Here is a 22,902-nt window from a genome sequence, read left to right as displayed (position 1 = left end):
GTATGTCCTTCCGCCTGAGCTACCGGGCCGACCCGGGTAACCCCTGGTTCTCCTGGCAGTACGTGCGGGACAACTCTGACACGATCCTTGCCGCCGTGCGCGAACACGCCTCCCTCACCGGGCGCGCGGTGCTGATCGCGGTGCTCATCGCCCTGCCGTTGTCCGTGCTCGCGTACTGGTTCCGCCCGTTGGCCGGCCCGATCCTCGGCGTCACCGGAGTGATCTACACCATTCCGTCGCTGGCGCTGTTCGCCTTCATCGCGCCATACCTGGGGACCGGCGCCACCACCGTACTGGTCGGGCTGGTCCTGTACGCGCTGCTGCTGATCGTCCGCAACGTGGTGGCGGGGCTCAACCAGGTGCCGCCGGAGGTCGGCGAGGCCGCCGAGGGCATGGGCTACGGCCGGTGGCGGAGGCTGTTCCGGATCGACCTTCCGCTGGCCATCCCCGGCATCCTGACCGGGCTGCGGCTGGCCACCGTGTCGACCGTCGCGCTGGTCACGGTCGGGGTGCTGGTCGGGCATGGCGGCCTCGGGCAACTGATCTTCGCGGGCTTCCAGAACAACCTCTACAAGGCCGAGATCATGACCGGGACGGTGCTCTGCGTGGCGTTGGCGGTGCTGCTGGACCTGCTGCTGGTGCTCGTCGGCCGGCTGGTCACCCCCTGGGCCGCCCGGGGCGCCCGGTGAGCGCCGCCGCGAACCCCCTTCAGCAGGGGGTGCTCTGGCTCAACGACCCGCTGAACTGGACCAACCCCGGCGGCATCCTGGATCGCCTCGGCGAGCACCTGACGATCTCCGCCCTGGCCGTGGCGCTCGGCTGCCTGGTGGCCTGGCCGGTCGGGCTCTGGCTCGGGCACGTTGGTCGGGGCGGCGGCCTGGTGGTGCTCGTGTCCAACGCCACCCTCGCCATCCCCACCCTGGCGCTGCTGACCATCCTGCCGCTGACGTTCCTCGGCTTCGGACGTACGCCGGTGGTGGTGGCGCTCGCTGTCTTCGCCGTGCCGCCACTGTTGGCCAACGCCTACACCGGCGTACGCCAGGTGGACCCGGAGGCGCGCGACGCGGCCCGGGGGATGGGCCTGTCCGGCGGGCAGTTGCTGCGGCGGGTGGAGCTGCCGTTGGCGGTGCCGTACCTGGCCGCCGGTTTCCGGACCGCGGCCGTGCAGGTCATCGCCACGGCGGCGCTGGCCTCGTTCGTCAACGGCGGCGGGCTCGGCGAGATCATCCGCACCGGGTTCGGTCTGAGCATCGCCGTCGGCGGTGGGCAGATCGTGGCCGGCGGTGTGCTGGTGGCCGGGCTGGCGTTGCTGGCCGAGCTGCTGCTCGGGATCGTCGAACGCGTGGTCACCCCGCGTCCACTGCGCCGGGGCCGGCAGCGCGCGGGCCGTCCGCGACCCGCCGACGCCACCGGCCGCGCCTGAGAGGTCACCGGGCGTGCTCTCGTCCGGGTGAGCGGACGCCGAAGCGGCGACCAGCGGCGGGCCGGTCGGTGACGATGCGGTGACGAAGCCCATCCCGAGTTGTCGGTCGGCCGTGGACCATGTTGGGTGGGAATTGCGGGCGATCGACATCCAGGATCGCCCGTCGGACACGCGGCCGGCCCGGGACGGGTCGCGCCGGGACACGGAAGGCGGGCGGCACATATGCGCGCACGTACACGTCTCGCGATCGGCGCCGTCGGCGTCGTGGCCGGGGCAGCACTTCTCACCGGGTGTGGCGACGCCGGCTCGTCCGGCACCGACGCCCCCCAGACCAGCGCCTCCGGCGCTGGGTGCGCACCGGTCGCCGGCAAGCAGCTCATCGCGCTGACCGACGACAAGAAGCTCCAGAACTCCGACAACGTCATCCCGGCGATCAACAGCAAGGTGGCCAACCCACAGCTGATCGCCGCGCTCGACAAGGTCTCCGCGACTCTCGACACGCCGAAGCTGGTCCAGCTCAACAAGGCCGTCGACGTCGACCGCAAGACCCCCAAGGTCGCGGCCGAGGAGTTCGCCAGCGCCAACAACCTCACCGCGGGCATCGCCAAGGGCCCGGGTGGCGAGATCGTGGTCGGCGCCGCCAACTTCAGCGAGAGCCAGATCCTGGGCGAGCTGTACCGCATCGCGCTCACCACCGCCGGCTACCAGGTCAAGGTGCAGCAGATCGGCAACCGGGAGCTGTACGAGCCGGCGTTGGAGAAGGGCGAGGTCCAGGTCGTCCCGGAGTACGCGTCGACAATGGCCGAGTTCCTCAACACCAAGGCCAACGGCCAGAACCCCAAGCCCGTCTCCTCGCCCGACATCAACACCACGGTGACCGCGCTCAAGGCCGAGGGCGACAAGGTGGGCATCACCTTCGGTGCCCCGGCCGCCGCGCAGGACCAGAACGCTTTCGCGGTGACCCAGGAGTTCGCCGACAAGTACGGCGTACGGACCCTCTCCGAGCTGGCCGCGAAGTGCTCCGGCAGCGCCACCGTGCTGGGCGGCCCGCCGGAGTGCCAGCAGCGGCCGTTCTGCAAGCCGGGCCTGGAGAAGACCTACGGTCTGTCGGTGGGCTCGTTCTCCTCGCTGGACCAGGGTGGACCGCTGACCAAGAACGGTCTGCGTGAGGGCAAGATCAGTGTGGGTCTGGTCTTCTCCTCGGACAGTGCGTTCGCCACGAGCTGACGCTCTGCTACGGCGTGTGACGGACGCCCTCGCCCCGTAGGGGCGGGGGCGTCCGTGCGTCCGGGAACCGTTCCCTCCGGTGCGGATCGTCGGTAGGCTGCTCTTCCATGCCAGCCCCGGTCACCTCCGACGCCCGGCGTCAACCGCTCCTGCTGACCGTGCTCTTCTGGGGCGGCGTGGCGCTGGCGCCCGTCGCGGCGTTGATTCTCCTGGTGGCTGACGGTAACGGTCCGCTGCGTCTCGCGGCGGTGCTCGCCATCGTGGCGGTGGTCCTGATCGGCCTCTCCATCGCGCTGCGCCCCGACGGGGACGGCGCGTCGGCGCGGGCCGACGAGCTGCTGGAGGAGATCGAGGAGCTGCGCCGGGAGCTGCGCGCCGAGATCGTGGCCGCCGCGCAGCGCGGTAACCAGGCGCTCGACCAGGCGCAGCGCGCCCAGGAGGGGATCGCCGCGGTCCGTCGCCGCCTCGACGCCACCGGCGCGGCCCTCGCTGGCGGCGCCCCGGCCGCCGAGCCGGCGGCGGCCAGCCGGGCCCGCGTGCCGTCCGTCGAACCGGTGGACGACACCCCACCCGCCCGCAGCCGGGTACCGGTGCCCGGCGACATCCCGGCCGCCCGGGTGCGGGTGCCGGCTCCGGGCGAGGCCGCCGGTCGGGTTCCGGGCCCGGCCACGGGCGAGGACGCCCTCGGGCGCGGGTGCCGGCACCGGACGAGGCGGCCGGTCGGTGGGGACGCGACGACCGTGCCGACGACGAACCGGCGTACCGCCACCGCGCCGCGGATGCTCCCGAGCCCACCGCCGGCAGCGTGTACGGCGCCGCTGCGCGCCCGCCGGAGCACGACCGGGCGCGCGAGTACGACCCGCAGCGGGAGTACGACCGCCCGCGTGAGCGCGAGCGCCCGGAGTCGACGCACCGGCCGGTCGGCGTGGTCCGGCACACCGAGACCGTGCACGTTACGACCCGGCACACCGTCGTCGACGGCGGTCCCGCCGAGTCGGGTGGGCGCTACGGCGCCGGGTACGGCGGCCAGTGGACCCCGCCGGCCCAGGAATGGACCCGGGGCGGCGGCGCCCGGGGCGTGCCCGTTCCTGGGACGACGCGCAGGAGCCCCGGTCCGCGTACGCCGACGACGACCGCGGCCGCCGCGCCGACGACCGGTCCTGGGGTGCGCAGCACGCCTCTCGGGGGGAGTCGGCCCCGGTGGGCCCCCGCGACGGTTCGGGATGGGGTGGACCCGAGCGTGGCGACGAGGAGCCCCGCAGGACGGCTCGCGGCGACGAGCCGGAGTGGACCGACCAGCGCGACGCGTACGCGCCGGCCGACGAGTCCGCGTGGGACGGTCGTTCGCAGCGCCGTGGCTGGTCGGAGCAGGCCGAGCCGGAGCGCGCGGTCGCCCCGCAGCCCGGTCCCGCCCTGCGCGCGGACGACACCGGCGAGTACTGGTCCCAGCTGCGGGCCGGCGACCGGTGGGCGGCTGTCCGCGACGACGACAACGGCCGTGAGCTGCACGTCGGGGAACGCCGGGCCGAGGTGCACGCCGACGCCACGGGCACCGAGTACCGAATGGCGGACCGTTGGGCGTCCGTCCGCCACGAAGAGGCACGCCGCCACGAGGACCCGCGCCGCCACGAGGACCCGCGCCGCCACGAGGATCCGCGTCGCCACGAGGACGCCCGCCGTCACGAGGATCCGCGCTGGCAGGAGGACCCGCGTCGGCAGGAGGACCCGCGTCGGCAGGACGATCGTCGGCCGGCGTTGCCGGTCGGTGGCGTGGCCGTACCGGACGAGTGGCGTCCGCCGCGTCAGCGCGGCCACGAGCCGGAACCCACCCCCGAGCGGGGTGGCCGCCGCCGGGTCGAGGAACGGTACGGCTACCCGCCGCAGGACGACGCGCCCCGCGCCGGCGGCGCCCCGATCACCGACCGCTGGCGCTGATCCCGCTCACTTGTCGATGTCGCCGACCACGAAGAACATCGAGCCGAGGATGGCGATCAGGTCCGGTACGAGGCAGCCGGGCAGCAGGGTGGCCAGCGCCTGCACGTTCGCGTACGACGCGGTGCGCAACTTCAACCGCCAGGGCGTCTTCTCGCCCCGCGACACCAGGTAGTAGCCGTTGATGCCGAGCGGATTCTCCGTCCAGGCGTACGTGTGGCCCTCCGGCGCCTTGAGCACCTTCGGCAGGCGGGTGTTGATCGGCCCGGTGAGCCGGTCCACCCGGTCCAGGCACTGCTCGGCGAGGTCCAGCGACGCGTACACCTGGTCGAGGAGCACCTCGAAGCGGGCGTGGCAGTCCCCGGCGGTTTTGGTGACCACCGGGACGTCCAGCTCGTCGTACGCCAGGTAGGGGTCGTCGCGGCGCAGGTCCAGGTCGAGCCCGGAGGCGCGGGCCACCGGCCCGGACGCGCCGAACGCGGCGGCGTCCGCGGCGGACAGCACGCCCACTCCGACGGTACGGGCCAGGAAGATCTCGTTGCGCCGGATCAGGTGGTCCAGGTCGGGCAGCCGCCGACGGACCTCGCCGATCGCCGCGCGGGCCCGTCCCGTCCAGCCGTACGGCACCTCCTCCTTGAGGCCGCCCACCCGGTTGAACATGTAGTGGATCCGGCCCCCGGAGACCTCCTCCATCACCGCCTGGATGGTCTCCCGTTCCCGGAACGCGTAGAAGACCGGGGTGATCGCGCCGATCTCCAGCGGGTACGAGCCGAGGAACATCAGGTGGTTCAGCACCCGGTTCAGCTCCGCGAGAGCCATCCGCAGCCAGGTGGCCCGCTCCGGCACCTCCATGCCCATCAGGCGTTCCACGGCGAGCACCACGCCCAACTCGTTGGAGAACGCCGACAGCCAGTCGTGCCGGTTGGCCAGCACGATGATCTGCCGATAGTCGCGTACCTCGAAGAGCTTCTCCGCGCCCCGGTGCATGTAGCCGACGATCGGTTCGCAGGCGACCACCCGTTCGCCGTCGAGCACGAGCTTCAGTCGCAGCACGCCGTGCGTCGACGGGTGCTGCGGGCCGATGTTGAGCACCATGTCGGTGCCGAGCTGCTGACCGCCGGTGCCGGCGACCAGCCCGGCCCCGGTGCCGACGGTCAGTTCACGGAGGTCCCCGGCGTCGGTGCTCATGCCCGTCATCGTGCCACGGCCGGCGGTAGCCCGATGCCGACCGGTTGGCGCAGCCACAAGTGTCCGCCGAGCCCGGCCGGATCGGTCAGCTCGGCCACCGCCGACGCCGCGGCCAGCGCCCGCACGTAGCCGGCCGGGTCGGTGCCGGCCAGGCTGAGCGGCGGTCGGCCGCCGTCGGCCCCGAGCGCCCGCAGCGCCTCCCGCTGAGAGACCAGGGAGTACGCACACCGGGCGACCGCTGCGCCGGCGGAGGCGATCGAGTCCATGGCCACGTGCGCGGTGACATCGCTCGACCCGTCCGGCACCGGAGGCACCTGCCGCCCACCCCGAAAACCCGTCAACGTCCCGTCCACCGGCCGCCCCTCCCGCAGATGCCCGTAGTCGACCGCCACCGCCAACCCGCGGCTGATCCGTCGCACCGCATCGGCCCATGCCGCATCTCTGCTTCGGCCGATCTCGGCGCGTCGGTAGTCACTGCTGTGGGTTTCGGGGCAGCCCGGCCGGCTCCGGGCGGTCAGGCTTGATCCCTGCGCCGGCCGGGCTGCCCCGAAACCCGACCCGCTTCCGCTCGTCGCATCCGGCGAGGTTCGACCACCGGTAACGGCACGGTCCGCACCGCGAGATCCCGCAGGGCCGGGCCACCAGGTGGTCAGCCAATCAAGATCAGCGGCGTCGACCGGCCCACCGACCGTCTCCACCCCGGTCGAGGGTTCGACCAGCACATACCGCCAGCCATCAGTGGTCTTCACCGCCACGTCCAACGGCACGTTGTCCAGCCACTCGGTCGCCAGCAGCAGTCCGGTGATGCCGTCGGGGATCTCGGTGGTCCACCAGATGTCCTTAGGCAGGTTCTCCGGCCGGTCGGCGTACTCGACTGCGGTGAAGCGGACCCGCTCCGCCAGCGACGGACGATCAGCGACCAACGACGGCTCGTCGGGTGACCGACGGACGACGGCCGCAGGAGTCAGGGTTTCCGGGGAGCCCGCCCACGTAGGGATCAAGCCTGACCGCCCGGAGTGGGCGGGCTCCCCGGAAACCCCGACCGCGAGTCCGACGGAGTCGGCGGGCTCCCCGGAAACCCCGACCGTGAGTCCGACGGAGCCGGCAGACGCGACAAGGCGGCGCAGGGCGAGCAGAAGCTCCCCGCGCCCAGCCCCGACGTCGACCACGTCCAGCCGTGGTGGATGGCCGAGGGCGGCGTCGACCTGCGTGAGGAGGCGCAGCAGCGCGGTGGCGAAGGCGGGGGAGGCGTGCACGCTGGTCCGGAAGTGGTCGGCCGGTCCGGTGCCGGCCACGAAGAAGCCGTCCGGCCCGTAGAGGGCCTGGCTCATCGCGTCCCGCCACGTGATCGGCATCAGCGAGTGCGGAGTGCGGAGGGCGTCACCGTGCCGACCCTACGGCTACCGGTCCGGTGCCGGCCTCCGATCCCCGTCGCGCGGCCCTGCGGGTTCACGGCCGGAAGTAGTGCCCCTCGTCGAGGTCGGCGATCAGGCCGGGGTGGGTCGGGGTCCAGCCGAGCAGGTCGCGGGTGACGGCGGACGAGGTCGGGTTGTCCATCTGCGCGAATCGCTCGAGGAAGCCGAAGTACTCGCCCGCCTCGTCGGCGTCGATGCTCCGGACCGGGATGTCGAGGTTGCGGCCGATCGTCTCGGCGAGCTGCCGGAAGGAGACTCCTTCATCGGCGGCGCCGTGCAGGCGTGCGCCGGCCGGCGCCTTCTCCAGGGCGAGTCGGTACAGCACGGCCGCGTCCACGGTGTGTACGGCCGGCCACCGGTTGGCCCCGTCGCCGACGTACGCGGCGTACCCGTGCTGTCGGGCGCTCGCGATGATGGCGGCGATGAAGCCGTACCGGTCGAGTGAGCTGTGCACCGTCGGCGCGAGTCGGACGACGCTGGAGCGCACTCCACGGGAGGCGAGGCCGACCACGAAGTTCTCCGCGTCGATCCGGTAGCCGCCGCCCGGGAAGGTGTCCCGTTCGGTGCCGGGGCGACCGACGATGCCGCCCATGACCAGCATGGCGGTGCCACTCGTGCCGACCAGGGGCTTGCCGGAGTCGGCCAGGCCGTCGGCGAGTGCCGTGAGGGCGTCCAGGTCGACCGAGGCCGCGCCGGCGAGGTCGCCGTTGAGCATGAGGTCGTGGCGGAACGCCAGGTGGATCACTCCGTCGGAGGCGGCCGCCTCGTCGCGGAGCACGTCGAGGTCGGAAAGGTCGCCCCGGCGGGCCTCGCCACCGAGCTTCTCGATGGCGGCGGCGGAGGTGTCCGAGCGGGCGAGGCCGACGACGTCGTGCCCGGCGGAGAGCAGTTCCGGCACGACCGCCGAGCCGAGGTGGCCGGAGGCGCCGGTGACGAATACGCGCATGGGGTGTCCTTCGCGAGTGCCGATGTCACATTGCGACATCACCGTACCCCGCCTGATGTCATTGCGCGACATCACCAAGGGCGGCAATGTCGCAATGTGACATCGGATACCATCAGGGCATGGCTCGCTGGCAACCCGACGCGCGTGGCCGCCTCCAGGCGGCCGCCTTCGAGCTGTTCCGGGAGCGCGGCTTCGACCAGACCACCGTCGCCGACATCGCCGAGCGGGCCGGTCTCGACAAGCGCACCTTCTACCGACTCTTCGGCGACAAACGCGAGGCCCTGTTCAGCGGCAGCGGGCACCTGGAAGAGGTGCTGGTCAAGACGGTGGCAGAGTCGGACGCCGGCCCGTTCGACGCCGTGGTGGCGGCCTTCGGCCGGGCGGCCGAGGAGGTCTTCGTCGGCCGTCTGGAATTCGTCCGGGCCCGACAGGCCATCATCGAGAGCAGTCCGGAGCTGCGGGAGCGCGAACTGCGCAAGACGGATTCGCTGGTGGCCGCTGTCACCGCCGCCCTCCGCGCCAAGGGTTTCGACGAGACCACGGCCACCCTGGCCACCGAGTCGGGTGCCATGGTCTTCCGGGTCGCGTACGCCCGCTGGATCGCGCCCGGCAGCGACGCCTCGCTCAGCGACCTGATCGCCGAGGTGGCCGCCGAGCTGCGCGCGATCACGTCACCCGTGGGCTCGCATCAGTAGATCTTGGAAGATCTGCGCTCCGGGGTCGGTGCCCGGGGAGCGGTGAAGGTTTTCACACATGCTTGTCCCGGTTCGGCGAGCCGGGCGCATACTTGCGATCGACCGGTACCCCTTCTCGAGGACTGGATCGTCGTCATGAGCGCACCGTTGCGCCCGCGTCCGGCCGCCCCACACGGGCCCGCCGGGTCGTGGGATCGCGCCGACACCGGCGCCCGCGCCACCTCCCGCCCACTCACCGTCGGTGTCGTCGGCGCGGGCCGCGTCGGAGCCGTGCTGGGCGCGGCGCTCGCCGCCGCCGGGCACCACGTGGCCGCCGTCGCCGGTGAATCCGGGGCCAGTCGCGCCCGCCTCGCGCTGCTGCTGCCCGACGTGCCCCGCCGCCCGGTCACCTCCGTCGCCCGCGCCGCCGCCGACCTGCTGCTGTTCGCCGTGCCGGACGACGCGCTGGCCGAGGTGGTCACCGATCTCGCCCAGCGGGGCGCCCTGCACCCGGGTCAGGTGGTCGCGCACACCTCCGGCGCGCACGGTCTGGCCGTGCTGGCGCCGGCCGCCGCGCTCGGCGTCCGGCCGCTGGCCCTGCACCCCGCCATGACCTTCACCGGTACGCCGGACGACCTGGCCCGTCTCGACGGAATCTCGTACGGGGTCACGGCCCCGGCCGACCTGCGTCCGCTGGCCGCCCGGCTCGTCACCGACCTGGGCGGCGTCCCCGAGTGGGTGGCCGAGGCGGACCGCCCGCTCTACCACGCCGCGCTCGCGCACGGTGCGAACCACCTGGTGACCCTGGTGAACGAGGCGACCGACCGGCTGCGTGACGCCGGGGTGGCCCGTCCGGAGAAAGTGCTCGCCCCGCTGCTGCGGGCCGCCCTGGAGAACGCGCTACGGCTCGGCGACGACGCGCTGACCGGTCCGGTGTCCCGAGGCGACGCGGGCACGGTCGAGCGGCACCTGGCCCGGCTGACCGCCACCGCGCCGGAGTCGGTCCCCGCCTACCTGGCGCTGGCCCGGCGTACGGCCGACCGGGCGATCGCGGCCGGCCGGCTACGACCGGTGGACGCGCAGTCGCTGCTCGGGGTGCTCGCCGGGACGAATCGGGAGGTGGCGGCATGACGCAGGTGGTGCACACCCGTGCCGAGCTGGACGAGGCCCGGGGCGCGCTGAAGGGCACCGTCGGCGTGGTGATGACCATGGGCGCCCTGCACGAGGGGCACGAGACGCTGCTGCGCGCGGCCCGGGAACAGGCCGACCACGTCCTGGTGACGATCTTCGTGAACCCGTTGCAGTTCGGGCCGAACGAGGACTTCGACCGCTATCCGCGCACGCTTGAGGCCGACCTGGAGGTGTGCCGGCGGGCCGGCGCCGACCTGGTCTTCGCCCCCTCGGTGGCGGACATGTATCCGGACGGCCAGCCCCGGGTGCGGCTGGACCCGGGGCCGCTCGGCGCCGAGTTGGAGGGCGCGAGCCGTCCCGGCTTCTTCCACGGCGTCCTCACGGTGGTCCTGAAGCTGCTTCAGCTCACGCGCCCCCACCTGGCGTTCTTCGGCGAGAAGGACTACCAGCAGCTCACCCTGGTCCGGCGGATGACCCGGGACCTGGACGTCCCGGTCGAGGTGATCGGCGTACCGACGGTCCGGGAGCCGGACGGGCTGGCGCTGTCCAGCCGCAACCGGTACCTGAGCGAGCCCGAGCGCGCGGCGGCGCTCAGCCTCTCCGCCGCGCTGCGGGCGGGGCCCGGGCCGCCGACGACGGCCTGGACGCGGGCGAGGTGCTGACCGCCGCGCACGCCGCGTTCGGCGCCGGTACGCCCGGGGCCCAGCTCGACTACCTGGTGCTCACCGATCCCGAGCTGGAGCCCGGGCCGGTGTCCGGGCCGGCCCGCCTGGTGATCGCCGCCTGGGTGGGCACCACCCGGTTGATCGACAACGCGGCGATCCACCTGGCTCCTCGTCCCTGACCTCGGCCGTACCCCCACCACCCCTTTCCGAAAGGCCAGTCCGATGCTGCGGACCATGCTCAAGTCGAAGATCCACCGCGCCACGGTGACCCAGGCCGACCTGCACTACGTCGGTTCGGTGACGGTGGACGAGGACCTGCTCGACGCCGCCGACCTGCTTCCCGGCGAGCAGGTCGCGATCGTGGACATCACCAACGGCGCCCGGCTGGAGACGTACGTCATCCCGGGTGCGCGGGGCAGCGGTGTGATCGGCATCAACGGTGCTGCCGCGCATCTCGTACACCCCGGTGACCTGGTCATCCTGATCTCGTACGCGCAGATGGACGACGCCGAGGCCCGGTCGTACCGGCCGCGGGTGGTGCACGTAAACGCCGACAACCAGGTGGTCGAGCTGGGCGTCGACCCGGCGACGGCTGCGCCGGGCACGGCCGGTGACCCGGTACCCAACCCGTTCGCGGTGTCCGGAGTCTGATCTCGCGCGCGGAGATTCCGGTCTGTCACCGGAAGGTCATTTCCGGTTACCCTGGGCACGCTGGCGGAAGCCGGTAGGTGGCTGGGGGAGGCCGCGATGCGCCGTGCCATGACGACCCTGTTCGCCACTGCCGTCGCGGCAGTGTTGCTGATGGGCTGTGCCACCTCCGGTGGGCTCGACGACGACCTGACCGACGACTGGGCGGCGCTGCCGCCGGCCACGGCGTTCACGCCGGCGGTCGGGGTGTGTCAGGCCGCCGACTTCGTCGAGGTGGTCACGCTGGCCGCCTACCAGCCGATCGACTGCGCCGGCCCGCACCGGGTGGAGACCGTGCACGTGGGGGCGTTCCCCACCGAACGGCCCGCCGCGCCGGCCACCGGCTCGGTGGAGTTGCGCGGCGCGTTCGCCGAGTGCGACACCCGGGCCTCCGCGTACGTGGGCGACGACTGGCGGGCCGGGCGTCTGCGGTTGTCGGTGGCGCTGCCCTCCGGGCCGGGTTGGACGGCCGGCGCCCGCTGGTACCGGTGCGACGTCACCGAGCTGACCACGGTCGAGACGGCGGCCACGGTGGTGGTCCGCTCGGGCAGCCTGCGGAACGCGTTGAAGGGCAACAGCGGGCTGCGGTTGGGCTGTCAGCAGACCCGTGGCGGGGCGGGCCGGGACGTGCAGACGCTGGTCCCGGTGAACTGCGCCGGCCGCCACGACGCCGAGTTCGTCGGGGTGTGGCGCGCGCCGGACAAGCCGTACCCGGCCAAGAACGCCGACTGGGCGCCCCTCTACACCGGCTGCCGCAGCGTCCTTGGGCGTTACGTGGGTGTGCCGGACGACTCCGACCTGCGGTTCCGCAGCGGGGTCGTGGTGCGCCCGCCCGGCGCGGGGCGCTGGCGCGTGGGTGACCGGGGGGTTCGCTGCTACCTGTGGTTGAGCGACCGTACGGTCACCGCGTCGTTGAAGGGCGCGGGCCCGGCCGGCCTGCCGGTGCGGACGAAGTGAGCGGCCGGACGGGGTAGCCCAAACCACTCGTTGAGCCCCCGCCGCCCCGGGCGAGGATCGTTCGGGTTGACTGGTGGGATGGACCTTCCGACCGTCGACCTGCCGGCCCTGCCCAGACTGCTGGCCGCGCCCGAGCCCGGCTGGGTGGAGACCACCGACGTGATCGTGGTCGGGTCCGGGGTGGCGGGGCTGACCGCCGCGCTGCACCTGCGGGAGGCGGGCCTGCACGTCACCGTCGTCACCAAGGTCAACATCGATGACGGCTCGACCCGGTGGGCGCAGGGCGGCATCGCGGCGGTGCTCGACCCCGCGGACACGCCGGAGGCGCACGCGCGGGACACCGAGATCGCCGGTGTGGGGCTCTGCGACCCGGCAGCAGTCCGGGTCCTCGTCGAGGAGGGGCCGACCCGGCTGCGGGAGCTGATGCGGATCGGCGCCGAGTTCGACCGCCATCCGGACGGCTCGCTGATGTTGACCCGCGAGGGTGGGCACCGGGCGGACCGGATCGTGCACGCCGGCGGCGACGCGACGGGCGCCGAGGTGCAGCGGGCCCTGCACGCCGCGGTGCAACGCGACCCGTGGATCCGGCTGGTCGAGCACGCCCTCGTGCTGGACCTGCTGCGCGCCCCCGGTGACGGCCCGGACGGCCTCGGCCCGGCCTGCGGGATCACCCTGCACGTGCTCGGTGAGGGTAGCGAGGACGGCGTCGGCGCGTTGCTGGCCCGGGCGGTGGTGCTGGCCACCGGCGGGATGGGCCAGGTCTTCGCGGCCACCACCAACCCGGCCGTCTCCACTGGCGACGGGGTGGCGCTGGCGCTGCGGGCCGGCGCGGCGGTGACCGACGTCGAGTTCGTCCAGTTCCATCCGACCGCGCTGATCACCCCTTCCGGCGTCGGGGTGCCCGGTGCCGGGCACGCGCAGCAGCCGCTCGTCAGCGAGGCGCTGCGCGGCGAGGGCGCGTACCTGGTGGACTCCGACGGCAAGCGGTTCATGGTGGGCCAGCACGAGCTGGCCGAGCTGGCCCCCCGGGACGTGGTGGCCAAGGGCATCCACCGCGTGCTGCTGGCCAGCGGCGCGGACCATGTCTTCCTCGACGCCCGGCACCTCGGCGGCGACTTCCTGGCCGCGCGCTTCCCGACCATCGTGGCGTCCTGCCTGGCGATCGGCGTGGACCCGGCCACCGACCTCATCCCGGTCGCCCCGGCTGCCCACTACGCCTCCGGCGGGGTCCGCACCGACCTGCGGGGCCGCACGTCGATCCCCGGCCTGTACGCCTGCGGTGAGGTCGCCTGTACGGGCGTGCACGGCGCGAACCGGTTGGCCAGCAACTCCCTGCTGGAGGGGCTGGTGTTCTCCCGGCGGATCGCCGACGACATCGCGGCCGGCCTGCCCGAGCAGGCGCAGCCGGCGGACGTCGGCGCGTGGCGCGGGGGCGCGGGTTGGGTGGTGCCGGCCGAGGCGACGCCGACGTTGCAGCGGGCGATGACGCGTGGCGCCGGGGTGCTGCGCTCGGCCGCGACACTGGCCGGAACGGCTGCGACGCTCACCGAGCTGGGCGCGGCGCGGGGTCGACCCCGGACCGCCGACTGGGAGGCGACGAACCTGCTCACGGTGGCGTCGACGCTCGTCACGGCAGCGTACGCGCGCGCCGAGACGCGGGGGTGCCACTGGCGGGAGGACTTCCCGACGGCCGACGAGCGGTGGCGGGGCCACCTCGTCGGGTCGGTCGGGGCGCAGGGCTCGGTGACGCAGCAGTGGGAGGCAAATTCATGATCGAGTCGACTCGGGTGGCGCTGCGGGCGGCCGGACTGGACCCGGAACAGGTACGTCGGGTGGTCGAGACCGCGCTGGTCGAGGATCTGGGGCCGGATTTCCTGGACGTCACAAGCGTGGCGACCATTCCGGCCGAGCAGACCGATACCGCCGACCTGGTGGCCCGCGCCGACGGCGTGGTGGCCGGGCTGGCGGTGGCCGCCGCCGTGTTCGAGCTGGTGGGCGAGGTGACGGGCTTCGGTCGTACCGTCGAGGTGTCGATGTCGGCCCGCGACGGCGAGCGGGTGGCCCGCGGCGACGTGCTGGCGTCGGTGGCCGGCCCCACCCGGTTGCTGCTGACGGCCGAGCGGACGGCGCTGAACCTGCTCTGCCGGATGTCCGGGGTGGCCACCCACACCCGGGCCTGGGCGGACGCGCTGGCCGGCACGAAGGCGATGGTGCTGGACACCCGCAAGACGACGCCGGGCCTGCGGGCGCTGGAGAAGTACGCGGTGCGGGCCGGCGGCGGCACCAACAAGCGGATGGGCCTCTACGACGTGGCCATGATCAAGGACAACCACAAGCTGGCCGCCGGGGGCATCACGGCGGCGTACCGGCGGGTCCGGGAGTCGTTCCCGGAGGTGCCGGTACAGGTCGAGGTGACCACCGTCGCCGAGGCCGTGGAGGCGGTGGAGGCGGGGGCCGACTTCCTGCTCTGCGACAACATGACTCCGGAGTTGCTGGCCGAGGCGGTGGCCGCGGTGGGCGACCGGGCGGAGCTGGAGGCCACCGGCGGGCTGACCCTGGAGGTGGCGGCCCGCTACGCGGCCACCGGCGTCGACTTCCTCTCGGTGGGCGCGTTGACGCACTCGTCGCCGATCCTGGACATCGCGCTGGACCTGCGCACGAATTAGTTGTCTAGGCTTCGACCGTGCTGCTCTGCATCGACATCGGAAACACCAACACCGTGCTGGCGACCTTCGAGGGCGACAAGCTGGTGCACTCCTGGCGGATCAAGACCGATGCCCGTTCGACGGCGGACGAGCTGGGCCTGATGTTCCGGGGCCTGCTCGCCGGGGACAACGTCGAGATCACCGGGGTGGCCGCCTGCTCCACGGTGCCCGCGGCGCTGCGCTCGCTGCGGACCATGCTCGGCCGCTACTACGCTGACCTGCCGAGCGTCATCGTCGAGCCGGGCGTGCGCACCGGGGTGCAGTTGGCGATCGACAACCCGAAGGAGGTGGGCGCCGACCGGGTGGTGAACACCCTGGCCGCGTACACGCTCTACGGCGGGCCGTCGATCGTCGTGGACTTCGGCACCACCACAAACTTCGACGTGATCAGCGGCCGTGGCGAATTCCTCGGTGGGGCGTTCGCCCCGGGCATCGAGATCTCCTTCGACGCGCTCGCGGCCCGCGCCGCCCAGCTCCGCAAGGTCGAGGCCACCAAACCCCGATCGGTGATCGGCAAGAACACCGTGGAGTGCCTCCAGTCCGGCCTGTACTTCGGCTTCGCCGGGCAGGTGGACCGGATCGTCGAGCGGATGACCGAGGAGTTGGGCGAGGTGCGGGCGGTGATCGCCACCGGCGGCCTCGCCTCCCTGGTGATGAACGAATGTCGCAGCCTCACCCACCACGAGCCGATGATCACGCTGATCGGCCTGCGGATGGTCTACGAGCGAAACCTCTGACCGGTCAGCGTCGTCGGGCGCGCAGGACCAACGTCCGGTACGGCAGCTCGACGGTTTCCCGGCCGGCCAGTGCGGGGTGGGTGTCCAGCAGGTCGGCCAGCTCGCGCGCGACCCGCCGCTGATCGTCGGCCGAGGCGGTGAGCCAGTACGAACGGGTGTGGACCATGCCCAGCACCTCGTCCGGGGTGAGGACCGTGCGGTGCCGGAACTCGCGCGCCTCGACGGCCGTGAACCCGGGTCCGAAGTCGGTGTTGTTCTGGACCAGCTCGGCCGACTTGTCGTCGAGGTGGGCGATCCTGCCCAGCTCTGCCACCCATTCGACGCTGTCGTCCCGGATGTTCCAGATGGGGGCGAAGATGCCGTCGGGGCGCAGCACCCGGGCGATCTCGGCGTGCGCGGGCTCCCGGTCGAACCAGTGGTACGCCGTCCCGACCAGCACCGCGTCCGCCACGCCGTCGGACAGCGGCACGGCCTCCGCGCTGCCCGCCAGCGCCGTCGTGCCCGGCGTGGAGACCGCGAGTTGCGTCCGCATCCCCGGATCAGGCTCCACGGGTACGACGTGAAAGCCCAGAGCCTGCACGGCGCGCGTCAGGATGCCGGTGCCGGCGCCCAGGTCGACGACCTGCCCGCCGTCGCCCAGACCGTCGAGGGCCCACCGGAGCGCCGCGGCGGGATAGGTGGGTCGGAACCGGTCGTAATCGCTCGCCGCGGCACCGAAGGAGAGGGCGTGAGTGGGATCGACCATGACGGGCAGTATCCGGTAACGGCCCCCGGAACGCTTGAGTACGCTCGGGCCTGACCCCCTGTATCTCCCGTGACGAGGAAGCGTGCCGTGAGCGAGCAGAACGCCGTGCCAGTGGACCCCGCCGACGACCTTCCCGAGCAGATGAAGGTCCGCCGGGAGAAGCGGGACCGGATGCTCGCCGAGGGCGTCGAGCCCTACCCGGTCGGTTTCCCGCGGACCACCACGCTGGCCGACGTCCGTAGCCGCTACGCCGAGCTGCCCACCGACACCGCCACCGGCGACGAGGTCTCGGTCACCGGCCGGGTGATCTTCGTACGCAACACGGGGAAGCTCTGCTTCGCGACCCTGCGGGACGGCGACGGCACGGAGTTGCAGGCCATGCTCTCCCTCGACCGGGTCGGCGCGGAGCGGCTGGAGGCCTGGAAGCGCCTCGTCGACCTGGGTGACCACGTCGGCGTGACCGGCGAGGTGATCACCAGCCGCCGGGGTGAGTTGTCGGTGCTTGCGCAGCGCTGGGAAATGACCGCCAAGGCGCTGCGGCCGTTGCCGGTGGCGCACAAGCCGCTCTCCGAGGAGGCACGGGTCCGGCAGCGCTACGTGGACCTGATCGTCCGCCCGCAGGCCCGGCAGATGGTCCGTACCCGCGCGGCGGCGGTACGGAGCCTGCGCGATTCTCTGCACGGTCAGGGTTTCATCGAGGTGGAAACTCCGATGCTGCAACTCCTGCACGGGGGTGCGACGGCCCGACCGTTCGTGACCCACAGCAATGCGTTGAGCACCGATCTGTATCTTCGAATCGCTCCGGAACTGTTTTTGAAGCGCGCCGTCGTCGGTGGCGTGGATCGCGTCTTCGAGATCAACCGCAACTTCCGTAATGAGGGTGTCGACTCTTCGCACTCGCCGGAGTTCGCGATGCTGGAGACCTACCAGGCGTACGGCGACTACGACACGATCGGCGAGTTGACCCGCAATCTCGTGCAACAGGCGGCGATCGCGGTGGGCGGCTCGACGGTGGTGACCCACGCCGACGGGCGGGAGTTCGACCTGGGCGGCGAGTGGCGATCGGTGTCCCTGTTCGGGGTCCTTTCCGAGGCGCTCGGCGAGGAGGTCACGGTCCGTACCGAACGCGCTCGGCTGGTCGAGTACGCGGACAAGGTGGGATTGGCCGTGGACCCGAAGTGGGGCCCGGGCAAGCTGGCCGAGGAGCTGTTCGAGGAACTGGTCGTCCCCGGCCTGCAGGCGCCCACCTTCGTGCGGGACTACCCGGAGGAGACCAGCCCGCTCACCCGGGGGCACCGCAGCGAGCCGGGACTCGCCGAGAAGTGGGACCTCTACGTCCTCGGTTTCGAGCTGGGCACCGGGTACTCCGAGCTGGTCGACCCCGTGGTGCAGCGGGAACGGCTGGTCGCCCAGGCGCAGCTCGCGGCCCGGGGCGACGACGAGGCGATGCGTCTCGACGAGGACTTTCTCCGGGCCATGGAGTACGGAATGCCTCCCGCCGGGGGTATGGGAATGGGAATCGACCGCCTGTTGATGGCCCTCACCGGCCTCGGAATTCGGGAAACGATCCTCTTCCCGTTGGTCCGCCCGGAGTAGTCGTCCGCCGACTCCCTGCGAGTCGTAACGGCATCCTATTGACGGGGCGAGCAGCACGGGGGTTATTGTGCTCTCATTAGCAGGAGCGCCCTGCTCGAAAGGAATGTGGGACGTGGCCAAGCAGATCATTCACAAGCTGGTCGATGACCTGGACGGCGGGGACGCGGACGAGACCGTCAAGTTCGCGCTCGACGGCGTTCAGTACGAGATCGACCTGTCCGGCGCCAACGCCGCGAAATTGCGCGACGTATTCGCGCCGTACGTCGGAGCCGGCACCAAGGTTGGTCGCGGTGGCGTGGTGATCGGTGGGCGGGCCGCCCGCGGTCGCGGTGGCGCCACCGCCGACCGGGAGCAGAACAAGGCGATCCGGGACTGGGCCAAGAAGGCCGGCAAGGACATCTCGGACCGCGGTCGTATTCCGCAGGAGATCGTCGACGAGTTCCACGCCAAGCGCTGATCTCGTTCAGCGCAGCGGTGGCGACGGCCACCGTGGGGCGACACCGACGCCGGGCCGGAGCACTCTCCGGGCCGGCGTCGCCGTCTTTCCACCCCATCGGGGCCGCGTGCGGTGGCCGGGTCGCGGGCGGGAATGTCGGGCGGACCGGGCGACGTTGTCCACAGACGGTGGAGAAGTTTTCCACAATCTGTGGATGACCGTCGCGACCCCCGCTGGGCCCCTCTGGGCCTCTCCGGCGGCGGCGGAGGGCTTCTCCGTGGCCGACCGGATTTCGCTCTACGCGTAGCGACAGGGGTACCGGAACACCTCCTGAGCGCGGACGGTTGTGCAAAACGACGTGGAACCGACCCGGACCGGAGAGACACGACCTCAGCTGAGTCGGTCAGCGACGATAGAGTAAGGAGGCACGGACGCCCGTCCCGGACGTTCGTGCACCGGCCCCGCCAAGATCTTGACCATCAAGGCGCACGGCACGTGAGGAGCACGAGGGCATGTTCGAGCGGTTCACCGACCGAGCGCGACGGGTTGTCGTCCTGGCCCAAGAAGAGGCCCGGATGCTCAACCACAACTACATCGGTACGGAACACATCCTGCTGGGCCTGATCCACGAAGGTGAAGGCGTCGCGGCAAAGGCCCTGGAGAGCCTCGGCATCTCCCTGGAGGGCGTCCGCCAGCAGGTCGAGGAGATCATCGGCCAGGGCCAGCAGGCGCCGAGCGGGCACATCCCGTTCACGCCGCGGGCCAAGAAGGTGCTGGAGCTGTCGCTGCGCGAGGCGCTGCAGCTCGGCCACAACTACATCGGCACCGAGCACATCCTGCTCGGGCTGATCCGTGAGGGCGAGGGCGTCGCCGCCCAGGTGCTGGTCAAGCTCGGCGCCGACCTCAACCGGGTCCGCCAGCAGGTGATCCAGCTCCTCTCCGGCTACCAGGGCAAGGAGCCCGCCGCGGCGGGTGCCGCGCCGGGTGAGGCCGCGCCGTCGACCAGCCTCGTGCTGGACCAGTTCGGCCGCAACCTGACCCAGGCCGCCCGCGAGGGCAAGCTCGACCCGGTCATCGGGCGCGAGAAGGAAATCGAGCGGGTCATGCAGGTGCTCTCCCGCCGTACCAAGAACAACCCGGTCCTGATCGGTGAGCCCGGCGTCGGTAAGACCGCCGTGGTGGAGGGGCTTTCCCAGAAGATCATCAAGGGCGAGGTGCCCGAGACTCTGAAGGACAAGCAGCTCTACACGCTCGACCTGGGTGCGCTGGTCGCGGGTTCCCGCTACCGCGGTGACTTCGAGGAGCGCCTCAAGAAGGTGCTCAAGGAGATCCGCACGCGCGGCGACATCATCCTGTTCATCGACGAGATCCACACCCTGGTGGGTGCGGGTGCCGCCGAGGGTGCGATCGACGCCGCCAGCATCCTCAAGCCGATGCTGGCCCGTGGTGAGCTGCAGACCATCGGCGCCACCACGCTCGACGAGTACCGCAAGCACCTGGAGAAGGACGCCGCTCTCGAGCGCCGCTTCCAGCCGATCCAGGTGGGTGAGCCGTCGCTGGCGCACACCATCGAGATCCTCAAGGGCCTGCGGGACCGTTACGAGGCGCACCACCGGGTCTCGATCACGGACGCAGCCCTGGTGGCTGCCGCAACTCTGGCCGATAGATACATCTCGGACCGCTTCCTTCCGGACAAGGCGATCGACCTGATCGACGAGGCCGGCGCCCGGATGCGCATCCGCCGGATGACCGCGCCGCCAGACCTGCGTGACTTCGACGAGCGCATCGCCCAGGTGCGCCGCGACAAGGAGTCCGCGATCGACGCGCAGGACTTCGAGCGCGCCGCCCAGCTGCGCGACAAGGAGAAGCAGCTCCTCGGTCAGAAGGCGCAGCGGGAGAAGGAGTGGAAGGCCGGTGACCTGGACGTCGTCAGCGAGGTCGACGACGAGCAGATCGCCGAGGTGCTCGGCAACTGGACCGGTATCCCGGTCTACAAGCTGACCGAGGAGGAGACCTCGCGCCTGCTGCGCATGGAGGACGAGCTGCACAAGCGCGTCATCGGCCAGGAGGATGCGGTCAAGGCGGTCTCGAAGGCGATCCGGCGTACCCGGGCCGGCCTGAAGGACCCGAAGCGCCCGTCCGGCTCGTTCATCTTCGCCGGCCCGTCCGGTGTCGGTAAGACCGAGCTGTCCAAGGCGCTCGCCGAGTTCCTCTTCGGCAGCGAGGACGCCCTCATCCAGCTGGACATGTCCGAGTTCCACGACCGTTACACGGTCTCCCGGCTCGTGGGTGCCCCTCCCGGCTACGTCGGCTACGACGAGGGCGGGCAGCTGACCGAGAAGGTGCGGCGTCGGCCGTTCTCGGTGGTCCTGTTCGACGAGATCGAGAAGGCCCACCCGGACGTGTTCAACACGCTCCTGCAGATCCTGGAGGACGGTCGGCTCACCGACGGTCAGGGCCGGATCGTGGACTTCAAGAACACGGTCATCATCCTGACCACCAACCTGGGCACCCGTGACGTCGCCAAGGCGGTGTCGCTGGGCTTCCAGCAGTCGGAGGACTCCGAGTCCAACTACGACCGGATGAAGCAGAAGGTCAACGACGAGCTCAAGCAGCACTTCCGGCCTGAGTTCCTCAACCGGATCGACGACACCATCGTCTTCCACCAGCTGCGCCAGACCGAGATCCTCTCGATCGTGGACATCATGATCCAGCGGATCGAGGGCCAGCTGCGGAACAAGGACATGGGTCTGGAGCTGACCGACAACGCCAAGAAGTACCTGGCGGCGAAGGGCTTCGACCCGGTGCTCGGTGCCCGTCCGCTTCGTCGCACGATCCAGCGCGACATCGAGGACAACCTCTCCGAGCGGATCCTGTTCAACGAGCTGACCCCCGGTCAGATCGTGGTGGTGGACTGCGAGGGCGACCCGAACGACATCGACAAGTCCAAGCTCGTCTTCCGGGGTGCGGAGAAGCCGGTCGAGGTTCCGGACGCCGTTCCGGCCGACCTCGGGGGCACCGCCGCCGGCACCGCGGCAGCGGCGACGGACGAGGTGGCATAACCAGCAGCACAAGGGGCGGGGCTCCGGCGGCGTAAGCCACCGGGGCCCCGCCCCTTTCTGCGCACCGCCCCCAACTCGACGCCGCGCTCAACACCGCGCCCGAGGTGCCGCGCTCAACACCGCGCCGAGCGCGCCGTGCGCGCCGGGCGCCCGGCGCCGGGGTGCGGGAGTCGCAACCAGCGCTCATCGCCGGGAGGTACGTCCGGTCGTCCGACGTGCCGCCGAGGGCGGCCGGACCCCCACACCACCACCTTTGCTCTGCTTCAGCGGAGGCAACACCCAGCCGCCACGAGTGTTTCCTCCGCTGAAGCAGAGCAAAGGACGCGCAGGAGGGTGGTGCACCGCGCCCGCCCCCGAGGGCGACTGCCAGTGGAGGCCGAGGGCGGGGGCGGGTTGGTCAGGTGGTCAGGTTGGCGGTGGGGGTCGACGGGCCGTCGCCGGTGAGCCGGAACGAGTCGGCGCCGACCGGCTCCACGAGTCCGTCCTGCACCAGGCCGGACAGTGCGCGGGCGCGCTGCACGTCGTCGGTCCACACCTGGTCGAGGCGCTGGTGCGGGACCGGCCCGCTGGTCTCCCGGAGCACCCCGAGCAGCAGTCCGCGTACCTGTCGGTCGGTGCCCGCGTACTTCTGGGGGCGGCGGGTGGGGCCGGTCGGTGGCTCCTGCCCGGAGGCCCGCCAGGCGCAGACCGACTCGACCGGGCAGGCCGTGCAGCGCGGTGCGCGGGCCGTGCAGAGCACCGCGCCCAGCTCCATGAAGGCGGCGCTGGCCAGTGCGGCGGCGGCCGGCTCCGGGGCAGCAGCTCCTCGGTGGCGACCAGGTCGGCCGGGCGGGTGACCGGGCCGGCGTCCGGCTCACCGGCCACGGCTCGACAGACCACCCGTCGGACGTTGGTGTCGACCACCGGGTGTCGCTGCCCGAACGCGAACGCGGCTACCGCGCGTGCCGTGTACGTGCCCACACCGGGCAGCGCCAGTAGCTGTTCCAGCCGGTCGGGCACCTGGCCGCCGTGCCGGTCCACGATGGCCACCGCGCACTCCCGCAGCCGGACCGCGCGGCGCGGATAGCCGAGCCGCCCCCACATGCGGATCGCCTCGGCCGGGGTGTCCGCCGCCAGCGCCGCCGGGTCGGGCCAGCGGGCCAGCCAGGCGTGCCAGGCCGGCACCACCCGGACCACGGGCGTCTGCTGGAGCATGACCTCGCTGACCAGGATGGCCCACGGGGTCACGTCGGGTTCCCGCCACGGCAGGTCACGGGCGTGCTGCTGGAACCATCGGCTGACGAGTGCGGCGAAATCGGGTTGAGTCATGGCGTCGTCGATGATGTCACGCGGTCCGGTCCCGCTGGTTGGGCGGCTCCGAGAGGGTGTCGCCGTGC

The 22,902-nt window shown here is 72.0% G+C and carries 19 protein-coding genes and 2 pseudogenes; 15 read left to right on the top strand and 6 right to left on the bottom strand.

What is annotated here, in order from left to right:
* The first annotated feature begins 2 nt into the window (after positions 1-2).
* From ACQP0N_RS31200 to ACQP0N_RS31190, 3 genes are all read left to right on the top strand, one after another.
* A complete protein-coding gene (locus ACQP0N_RS31200) occupies positions 3-689 on the top strand; it encodes an ABC transporter permease (RefSeq protein WP_433116104.1) in 687 nt (228 codons plus the stop codon).
* Positions 686-1,423: an ABC transporter permease gene (locus tag ACQP0N_RS31195; protein WP_433116102.1), complete on the top strand. Its 738-nt coding sequence runs from the start codon at positions 686-688 to the stop codon at positions 1,421-1,423. Before ACQP0N_RS31200 ends, ACQP0N_RS31195 begins: the two co-directional genes overlap by 4 nt.
* 222 nt (positions 1,424-1,645) lie before the next feature.
* Positions 1,646-2,650 carry a glycine betaine ABC transporter substrate-binding protein gene (locus ACQP0N_RS31190; protein WP_433116100.1) on the top strand — a complete coding sequence of 335 codons (1,005 nt, stop codon included), beginning with the start codon at positions 1,646-1,648 and terminating at the stop codon, positions 2,648-2,650.
* Between the two features lie 139 nt (positions 2,651-2,789).
* Here the strand turns inward: ACQP0N_RS31190 and ACQP0N_RS31185 are convergent, their stop codons facing one another.
* On the bottom strand, positions 2,790-3,587 hold the full coding sequence (locus ACQP0N_RS31185; protein ID WP_433116098.1) for a hypothetical protein: 798 nt from the start codon (positions 3,585-3,587) through the stop codon (positions 2,790-2,792).
* Between the two features lie 263 nt (positions 3,588-3,850).
* Between ACQP0N_RS31185 and ACQP0N_RS31180 the strand changes: the two genes are divergently transcribed.
* Positions 3,851-4,585 carry a hypothetical protein gene (locus ACQP0N_RS31180; RefSeq protein WP_433116097.1) on the top strand — a complete coding sequence of 245 codons (735 nt, stop codon included), beginning with the start codon at positions 3,851-3,853 and terminating at the stop codon, positions 4,583-4,585.
* A gap of 6 nt (positions 4,586-4,591) precedes the next feature.
* Here the strand turns inward: ACQP0N_RS31180 and ACQP0N_RS31175 are convergent, their stop codons facing one another.
* The 3 genes from ACQP0N_RS31175 to ACQP0N_RS31165 form a co-directional block, all read right to left on the bottom strand.
* Entirely contained in the window at positions 4,592-5,779 is a 1,188-nt protein-coding gene (locus ACQP0N_RS31175) for an NADH-quinone oxidoreductase subunit D (RefSeq protein WP_355052481.1), read from the bottom strand.
* Positions 5,776-7,125, bottom strand: a complete 1,350-nt coding sequence (locus ACQP0N_RS31170; RefSeq protein ID WP_433116095.1) for an SAM-dependent methyltransferase — start codon at positions 7,123-7,125, stop codon at positions 5,776-5,778. Before ACQP0N_RS31170 ends, ACQP0N_RS31175 begins: the two co-directional genes overlap by 4 nt.
* A gap of 94 nt (positions 7,126-7,219) precedes the next feature.
* Positions 7,220-8,131 (bottom strand): SDR family oxidoreductase, encoded by a 912-nt coding sequence (locus ACQP0N_RS31165; RefSeq protein WP_433116093.1) that lies wholly within the window; start codon positions 8,129-8,131, stop codon positions 7,220-7,222.
* A 119-nt stretch (positions 8,132-8,250) separates the two neighbouring features.
* On the opposite strand from ACQP0N_RS31165, the gene ACQP0N_RS31160 reads away from it, so the two are divergent.
* The 8 genes and pseudogenes from ACQP0N_RS31160 (at position 8,251) to ACQP0N_RS31125 (ending at position 15,687) form a co-directional block, all read left to right on the top strand.
* A complete protein-coding gene (locus tag ACQP0N_RS31160) occupies positions 8,251-8,826 on the top strand; it encodes a TetR/AcrR family transcriptional regulator (protein ID WP_433116091.1) in 576 nt (191 codons plus the stop codon).
* Positions 8,827-8,961: 135 nt separating this feature from the next.
* Complete coding sequence (locus ACQP0N_RS31155; protein ID WP_433116089.1) at positions 8,962-9,936, top strand: Rossmann-like and DUF2520 domain-containing protein; 975 nt, start codon at positions 8,962-8,964, stop codon at positions 9,934-9,936.
* Positions 9,933-10,780, top strand: a pseudogene (gene panC, locus ACQP0N_RS31150) (pantoate--beta-alanine ligase). Before ACQP0N_RS31155 ends, panC begins: the two are co-directional and overlap by 4 nt.
* A 43-nt stretch (positions 10,781-10,823) precedes the next feature.
* Positions 10,824-11,252, top strand: a complete 429-nt coding sequence (gene panD / locus ACQP0N_RS31145; protein ID WP_433116087.1) for an aspartate 1-decarboxylase — start codon at positions 10,824-10,826, stop codon at positions 11,250-11,252.
* Positions 11,253-11,348: 96 nt separating this feature from the next.
* Complete coding sequence (locus ACQP0N_RS31140; RefSeq protein ID WP_433116085.1) at positions 11,349-12,245, top strand: septum formation family protein; 897 nt, start codon at positions 11,349-11,351, stop codon at positions 12,243-12,245.
* A gap of 78 nt (positions 12,246-12,323) precedes the next feature.
* Positions 12,324-14,018, top strand: coding sequence for an L-aspartate oxidase (locus tag ACQP0N_RS31135; protein ID WP_433116083.1), 1,695 nt, complete (start codon positions 12,324-12,326; stop codon positions 14,016-14,018).
* Positions 14,015-14,911: a carboxylating nicotinate-nucleotide diphosphorylase gene (nadC, locus tag ACQP0N_RS31130; RefSeq protein ID WP_433116081.1), complete on the top strand. Its 897-nt coding sequence runs from the start codon at positions 14,015-14,017 to the stop codon at positions 14,909-14,911. The genes ACQP0N_RS31135 and nadC overlap by 4 nt, the downstream gene beginning before the upstream one ends.
* A 17-nt stretch (positions 14,912-14,928) precedes the next feature.
* Positions 14,929-15,687 carry a type III pantothenate kinase gene (locus ACQP0N_RS31125; protein WP_425733664.1) on the top strand — a complete coding sequence of 253 codons (759 nt, stop codon included), beginning with the start codon at positions 14,929-14,931 and terminating at the stop codon, positions 15,685-15,687.
* 4 nt (positions 15,688-15,691) lie between these two features.
* On the opposite strand, the gene ACQP0N_RS31120 is transcribed toward ACQP0N_RS31125, so the two are convergent.
* Positions 15,692-16,432 (bottom strand): class I SAM-dependent methyltransferase, encoded by a 741-nt coding sequence (locus tag ACQP0N_RS31120; protein ID WP_433116079.1) that lies wholly within the window; start codon positions 16,430-16,432, stop codon positions 15,692-15,694.
* A gap of 87 nt (positions 16,433-16,519) precedes the next feature.
* On the opposite strand from ACQP0N_RS31120, the gene lysS reads away from it, so the two are divergent.
* From lysS to ACQP0N_RS31105, 3 genes are all read left to right on the top strand, one after another.
* Positions 16,520-18,028 carry a lysine--tRNA ligase gene (gene lysS / locus ACQP0N_RS31115; protein WP_433116077.1) on the top strand — a complete coding sequence of 503 codons (1,509 nt, stop codon included), beginning with the start codon at positions 16,520-16,522 and terminating at the stop codon, positions 18,026-18,028.
* Between the two features lie 112 nt (positions 18,029-18,140).
* Positions 18,141-18,485 (top strand): histone-like nucleoid-structuring protein Lsr2, encoded by a 345-nt coding sequence (locus tag ACQP0N_RS31110; protein ID WP_355051005.1) that lies wholly within the window; start codon positions 18,141-18,143, stop codon positions 18,483-18,485.
* Between the two features lie 491 nt (positions 18,486-18,976).
* The gene (locus ACQP0N_RS31105) at positions 18,977-21,526 is read left to right on the top strand and encodes an ATP-dependent Clp protease ATP-binding subunit (RefSeq protein WP_179781273.1); all 2,550 of its coding nucleotides are present in this window, start codon (positions 18,977-18,979) and stop codon (positions 21,524-21,526) included.
* 397 nt (positions 21,527-21,923) lie between these two features.
* Here the strand turns inward: ACQP0N_RS31105 and ACQP0N_RS31100 are convergent.
* Positions 21,924-22,834, bottom strand: a pseudogene (locus tag ACQP0N_RS31100) (A/G-specific adenine glycosylase).
* Between the last annotated feature and the right edge of the window lie 68 nt (positions 22,835-22,902).

The sequence above is a fragment of the Micromonospora sp. CA-246542 genome (assembly GCF_050942905.1).
Classification (GTDB): Bacteria; Actinomycetota; Actinomycetes; order Mycobacteriales; family Micromonosporaceae; genus Micromonospora.
Note: the sequence above shows the minus strand (reverse complement) of the source record. Positions and strands in the feature narration are given on the sequence as shown.

Coding starts and splice junctions, on each gene's coding strand:
- ACQP0N_RS31200 (WP_433116104.1), top strand. CDS start 3: ATGTCCTTCCGCCTGAGCTACCGGGCCGACCCGGGTAACCCCTGGTTC.
- ACQP0N_RS31190 (WP_433116100.1), top strand. CDS start 1,646: ATGCGCGCACGTACACGTCTCGCGATCGGCGCCGTCGGCGTCGTGGCC.
- ACQP0N_RS31175 (WP_355052481.1), bottom strand. CDS start 5,779: ATGACGGGCATGAGCACCGACGCCGGGGACCTCCGTGAACTGACCGTC.
- ACQP0N_RS31170 (WP_433116095.1), bottom strand. CDS start 7,125: ATGCCGATCACGTGGCGGGACGCGATGAGCCAGGCCCTCTACGGGCCG.
- ACQP0N_RS31165 (WP_433116093.1), bottom strand. CDS start 8,131: ATGCGCGTATTCGTCACCGGCGCCTCCGGCCACCTCGGCTCGGCGGTC.
- ACQP0N_RS31160 (WP_433116091.1), top strand. CDS start 8,251: ATGGCTCGCTGGCAACCCGACGCGCGTGGCCGCCTCCAGGCGGCCGCC.
- ACQP0N_RS31155 (WP_433116089.1), top strand. CDS start 8,962: ATGAGCGCACCGTTGCGCCCGCGTCCGGCCGCCCCACACGGGCCCGCC.
- panD (WP_433116087.1), top strand. CDS start 10,824: ATGCTGCGGACCATGCTCAAGTCGAAGATCCACCGCGCCACGGTGACC.
- ACQP0N_RS31140 (WP_433116085.1), top strand. CDS start 11,349: ATGCGCCGTGCCATGACGACCCTGTTCGCCACTGCCGTCGCGGCAGTG.
- ACQP0N_RS31135 (WP_433116083.1), top strand. CDS start 12,324: ATGGACCTTCCGACCGTCGACCTGCCGGCCCTGCCCAGACTGCTGGCC.
- nadC (WP_433116081.1), top strand. CDS start 14,015: ATGATCGAGTCGACTCGGGTGGCGCTGCGGGCGGCCGGACTGGACCCG.
- ACQP0N_RS31120 (WP_433116079.1), bottom strand. CDS start 16,432: ATGGTCGATCCCACTCACGCCCTCTCCTTCGGTGCCGCGGCGAGCGAT.
- ACQP0N_RS31105 (WP_179781273.1), top strand. CDS start 18,977: ATGTTCGAGCGGTTCACCGACCGAGCGCGACGGGTTGTCGTCCTGGCC.